We start from the raw sequence: 4884 nt of genomic DNA, 5'->3' as shown, positions 1-4884 counted from the left end.
TCGCCGAGGAGGAACCCGACCTCGGCGATGCGGAACATCAGGGCGTGGACCCCGCTGTTGGCGGTGCCGAAGGGGAGCTCGCCGGTGGCGGCGTAGGCGAGCACGGAGCCGAGGCAGAAGACGTCGCAGGCGGGGGTGATGCGGTCGCCGCGCACCTGCTCGGGCGCCATGAACCCGGGCGAGCCGACCAGCGCCCCGGTGCGGGTGAGGCCGCCGTCGGTCACGGTCTCCATGGCCCGCGCGATCCCGAAGTCGATGACGCGCGGTCCGTCGATGGTGACGAGCACGTTGGACGGTTTGAGGTCGCGGTGCACGATGCCGGCGGCGTGGATGTCCTTCAGCGCGTGGGCGAGGCCGGCGGCGAGGATGCGCACCGACCGCTCGGGCAGGGCGCCGTGGTCGTGCCCGACGACCTGCTGGAGGCTGGGCCCGGCGACGTATCCGGTGGCGACCCAGGGCACCGGGGCCTCGGTGTCCGCGTCCAGGACCGGCGCGGTCCAGTCGCCGCCGACCCGCCGGGCGTTCTCCACCTCCTGGCGGAAGCGGGCCCGGAACTCCTCCTGCTGGGCCAGTTCCTCGCGCACCAGCTTGACGGCGACGGTGCGCCCCCGGTCGGAGCGGGCGAGGTGGACCTCCCCCATGCCGCCGGCCCCGAGCCGCGCGAGCAGCCGGTACGCGCCGATCCTGCCGGGGTGCCCGGCACCCCGCTCCCCCGCCGGGCCCCCCGGTCCGTGCTGGTCCATCGTTGCGCCGCCTTCCCCCCGCCGTGAGCAACAGCCCGAGGATAAGCCGGGCGGGGTCCGGGGCGAGCCGGGTGTCGTCTACGGTTCCGTAACAGGATGACCGAGGTCGTCGAGCACCGCGCACAGGCGTTCCAGCGTCCGGACCGCCTGTGCGAGTTCGGCTTCGCCGAACGCCTCCGCGAGCCGTCGTGCGAAGGCCTCGTGGCCGGGGCCGATCGCCGCGACGGCCGCGCGCCCCCGCCCGGTGGCGGCGAGGAGCTTGGCGCGGCGGTGCGCCGGGTTGGGCCGGTACTCGGCGAGACCGTGCTCGACCAGCAGGTCGGCGATGCGCTGCACGCTCTGCCGGGTGATGCCCATGACGCGGGCGATGCCGGAGACCGGCAGGGGTTCCCGCGTGACCGCGCCGAGCACCTGCCAGCGGGCGGCGGTGAGTCCGGCGGGCCGGGCGAGTTCCTCGGCGACCGCGAGGAACTCGCCGTTCAGCCGGAAGGCGCCGAGCGCGGCACGGCTGAGCAGCTCCTGCTGTGCGCGGCTCACCGGCCCAGCGCCTCCTCGAGTTCCGCGTACGCCCGGGGGTCGGAGTCGTGGAAGAGCCGGTACCAGGCGTCGATCGCCGGTTCACCGTAGGCGCCGAGCAGCCGGAAGACCTCGCGGGCGAAGGCGACGGGCTCGGTGGGTCCGGCGGTGACGAGTCCGCCGTCGGTGACGGCGTCGGCCTCGGCGTACCGCGCGCCGCCGGCGTAACCGGTCGCGGCCAGGTAGGAGGGGGCGGCGCCGGTGTGCGCCCGCTCGTCGAGCAGGCCCTCGCGGGCGAGTCCGGCGGTGGCGCCGCAGATGGCGGCGACGGGCACTCCGGCGTCGAGGAAGGCGCGGGCCGTGCGGGCGAAGGGGGCGAGGTCGTCGCCCTCGTCCCAGAGACGGGCGCCGGTGAGGATCAGCAGTGCGCTGTCCTCGGGCCGCAGCGCGTCGAGGGCGAGGTCGGGCAGCACCCGCAGTCCGCCGGTGCTGGTGACGGGCTCCCCGGTGGGGGCGACGGTACGGACCTCGTACCCGGCGAGGGCGAGGTGCGCGGTGGTGTGACCGGTCTCCCAGTCGGCGTAGGTGTCGTAGACGGCGAGGTGGACGGGCTTGCGGGGCATGGCCGCTCCTTGGGTGCGCCGGTGGGTGCGGGGGGACGCCGGTGGACGGGGTCGCCGCGGTGGAGGCCGGGCGGGCCGGCCGTGAGGGCCGGCCGACCCTCATGACAGCATGCTGCCTAATCTGCAGCATGCTGTCAAAGGGGGAGGGTCACGACTTACGCTCGCCCGTATGACTGCACAGCCGAACCCCGAGACCGGGGCCGCCGTGAAGGCCGCCGACCGCGCCCACGTCTTCCACTCCTGGTCCGCGCAGGAGCTGATCGACCCGCTCGCCGTCGCCGGGGCCAAGGGGTCGTACTTCTGGGACTACGAAGGCCGGCGCTACCTCGACTTCACCAGCGGGCTCGTCTTCACCAACATCGGCCACCAGCACCCCAAGGTCGTCGCCGCGATCCAGGAGCAGGCCGGCCGGATGGCGACGTTCGCGCCCGCGTTCGCCGTCGAGGCGCGCTCGGAGGCGGCCCGGCTGATCGCCGAACGGACGCCGGGCGACCTGGACAAGGTCTTCTTCACCAACGGGGGCGCGGACGCCGTCGAGCACGCCGTCCGGATGGCGCGGCTGCACACCGGACGGCCCAAGGTGCTCTCCGCGTACCGCTCGTACCACGGCGGCACCCAGCAGACCATCAACCTCACCGGCGACCCGCGCCGCTGGGCCTCCGACAGCGGCACGGCCGGGGTCGTGCACTTCTGGGCGCCCTTCCTGTACCGCTCCCGCTTCTACGCGCAGACCCAGGAGCAGGAGTGCGCGCGGGCGCTGGAGCACCTGGAGACGACGATCGCCTTCGAGGGGCCGGCGACGATCGCGGCGATCGTCCTGGAGACCGTCCCGGGGACGGCGGGCGTCATGCCGCCGCCGCCCGGCTACCTCGCCGGGGTGCGGGAGCTGTGCGACAAGCACGGGATCGTCTTCGTCCTGGACGAGGTGATGGCCGGGTTCGGCCGGACCGGCACCTGGTTCGCGGCGGACCTGTACGACGTCGTGCCGGACCTGATGACCTTCGCGAAGGGCGTCAACTCCGGCTACGTGCCGCTCGGCGGCGTCGCCATCTCCGGCGCGATCGCCGAGACGTTCGCCAGGCGGCCCTACCCGGGCGGGCTCACCTACTCCGGGCACCCGCTGGCCTGCGCCGCGGCCGTCGCGACGATCAACGTCATGGCCGAGGAGGGCATCGTCGAGAACGCGGCGCGGCTGGGCGAGTCCGTCGTCGGCCCGGCACTGCGCGGGCTGGCCGAACGGCACCCCAGCGTGGGCGAGGTCCGCGGGGTCGGCATGTTCTGGGCGCTGGAACTGGTGCGGAACCGGGAGACCCGGGAACCGCTGATCCCCTACGACGCGACCGGGGAGGCGGCCGCCCCCATGGCCGCCTTCGCCGCCGCCGCGAAGGCGGAGGGACTGTGGCCCTTCGTGAACATGAACCGCACCCACGTCGTCCCGCCGTGCACGGTGAGCGAGGCCGAGCTGAAGGAGGGGCTGGCCGCGCTGGACTCGGCGCTGTCGGTGGCGGACGGGTTCACGGACCGTCCGTGAGGAGGTGACCCGGTCACTCGAACAAACGAAGGTCATTCGAACGCGTAAGGTGGCGTGACCGTGGACGGACACGTGCGCCGGAACGCGTGCGGCCGACGGGTGCGCCGGACGCGCACGGCCCGCGCGGCGCCCCGCGCGGCACGGTCACGCCACTCGGACACGACCAGGGAGACGCCGACCATGCCCGGCATCAGCGGCAACGGCGCGGTGACGCGCAGCACGCTGCGGCAGCAGATCGCCGACGCACTGCGCGACGAGGTACTGGCCGGGCGCATGGAACCGGGGCGGGAGTTCACCGTCAAGGAGATCGCCGACCAGTACGGGGTCTCCGCGACCCCCGTGCGGGAGGCGCTGGTCGACCTGGCGGCGCAGGGGCTGCTCGACGCCGACCAGCACCGGGGGTTCCGGGTGCACGAGTACTCCGTCGACGACTTCCGCGGCATGATCGAGGCCCGCACGCTGGTGATCGACGGGATGTTCCGCGCCCTGGCCGACGCCCACGGCCGCCTGGCGGGCCTGCGGCCCGAGGAACCACGGGTCGCCGCCGCGCTCGCCGGGGTCCGGCGGCGCGGGGAGGAGGCCCAGCGGTCGGCCCTCGCCGGCGAACTCACCGTGCTGATCGGCTACGACCTGCGCTTCTGGCGCGAACTCATCACCCTGTTCGGCAACCCCCACCTCACCGCCTTCCTGCACCGGATCCGCGTCCAGACCTGGGTCTGCGTGGTCCAGCAACTGCGGCGCCTGCCCGATCTGCGGGGGGAGCTGTGGGCCGAACACACCGACCTGGTCGACGCGCTGGTGCGCCGTGACACCGATGCCGCCCGCGCGGTCGTCGCGTCGTACAACGCCCACTCCCTGGCCCTCGTCGAACGGCTCCCCGCCGGCTGAACGGTCCGGGCGGGGCACAGGGGGAGCCCGGGGGCCGGGCACCGCGTCGTCTGTGTTCGTATGGGTAGAGGACCTGCACGGGGGGAGCCGCCCCCGTGCCCCGTCGGTACCCTTCCCTGACCGCCGTGCCGGATGCACCGGACGTACCGGAGCCGGTGGACGCGCTATTGCGAGGAGCCCCCTTTGGCCTGTGACCTGTGGCTGGTACCGCTCGTCGACGTGTTGTGCCACACCCCCGACAATCCGTTCGCCGAGGAACTCGCGCAGTACAACGAGGTACTGGCCGAGGCGGGGCTGCCGCCGGTGCCGGTGTACCAGTACATGCCGGGCCTGTCCGGCGAGGTCGCCCCGGTCGCGGGCTTCGACTACGACGCGCTGCACTTCCTGCGGCGCGCCTACCTCCTCCAGGTGTGCGGGCTGCCGGTCACCCCCGTGGGCGAGCTGGGCGGCGACTACGAGCAGCTGCTGGAGATGTTCGAGTCGACGGCCCAGCAGTCGCACCTGGTCTGGCACTACGACCACGCCGGGGCCTACGTGCCCGTGGACTTCCCGCACCCGCTCTCCAGCGACGGACTCCTCGCGG

5 protein-coding genes and 1 pseudogene are annotated in these 4884 nt (G+C 73.8%); 3 read left to right on the top strand and 3 right to left on the bottom strand.

Going from position 1 to position 4884, the window contains the following annotated elements; genetic code table 11:
* The 3 genes from AOK18_RS26935 to AOK18_RS26925 form a co-directional block, all read right to left on the bottom strand.
* Window positions 1–743 (bottom strand): serine/threonine-protein kinase (locus AOK18_RS26935; protein ID WP_157865222.1); only part of this gene is annotated, 743 nt, incomplete at its 3' end.
* Between the two features lie 78 nt (window positions 744–821).
* A complete protein-coding gene (locus AOK18_RS26930) occupies window positions 822–1280 on the bottom strand; it encodes a MarR family winged helix-turn-helix transcriptional regulator (protein WP_055575090.1) in 459 nt (152 codons plus the stop codon).
* A complete protein-coding gene (locus tag AOK18_RS26925) occupies window positions 1277–1882 on the bottom strand; it encodes a type 1 glutamine amidotransferase family protein (protein ID WP_055696021.1) in 606 nt (201 codons plus the stop codon). The genes AOK18_RS26930 and AOK18_RS26925 overlap by 4 nt, the downstream gene beginning before the upstream one ends.
* Before the next feature lie 169 nt (window positions 1883–2051).
* On the opposite strand from AOK18_RS26925, the gene AOK18_RS26920 reads away from it, so the two are divergent.
* The 3 genes and pseudogenes from AOK18_RS26920 to AOK18_RS26910 all read left to right on the top strand — a co-directional run.
* Window positions 2052–3413: an aspartate aminotransferase family protein gene (locus tag AOK18_RS26920; protein WP_055696020.1), complete on the top strand. Its 1362-nt coding sequence runs from the start codon at window positions 2052–2054 to the stop codon at window positions 3411–3413.
* A gap of 180 nt (window positions 3414–3593) precedes the next feature.
* A complete protein-coding gene (locus tag AOK18_RS26915; protein WP_055573870.1) occupies window positions 3594–4301 on the top strand; it encodes a GntR family transcriptional regulator in 708 nt (235 codons plus the stop codon).
* A 183-nt stretch (window positions 4302–4484) separates the two neighbouring features.
* Window positions 4485–4884: pseudogene (locus AOK18_RS26910) on the top strand (hypothetical protein); the annotation flags it as partial.

It is taken from the genome of Streptomyces prasinopilosus (assembly GCF_001419695.1).
Lineage (GTDB): Bacteria > Actinomycetota > Actinomycetes > Streptomycetales > Streptomycetaceae > Streptomyces > Streptomyces prasinopilosus.
Note: the sequence above shows the minus strand (reverse complement) of the source record. Positions and strands in the feature narration are given on the sequence as shown.

What these genes read in the sequence shown, in the direction of transcription:
- AOK18_RS26915 (WP_055573870.1), top strand. Translation starts at nt 3,594, where the DNA reads ATGCCCGGCATCAGCGGCAACGGCGCGGTGACGCGCAGCACGCTGCGG.
- AOK18_RS26920 (WP_055696020.1), top strand. Translation starts at nt 2,052, where the DNA reads ATGACTGCACAGCCGAACCCCGAGACCGGGGCCGCCGTGAAGGCCGCC.
- AOK18_RS26925 (WP_055696021.1), bottom strand. Translation starts at nt 1,882, where the DNA reads ATGCCCCGCAAGCCCGTCCACCTCGCCGTCTACGACACCTACGCCGAC.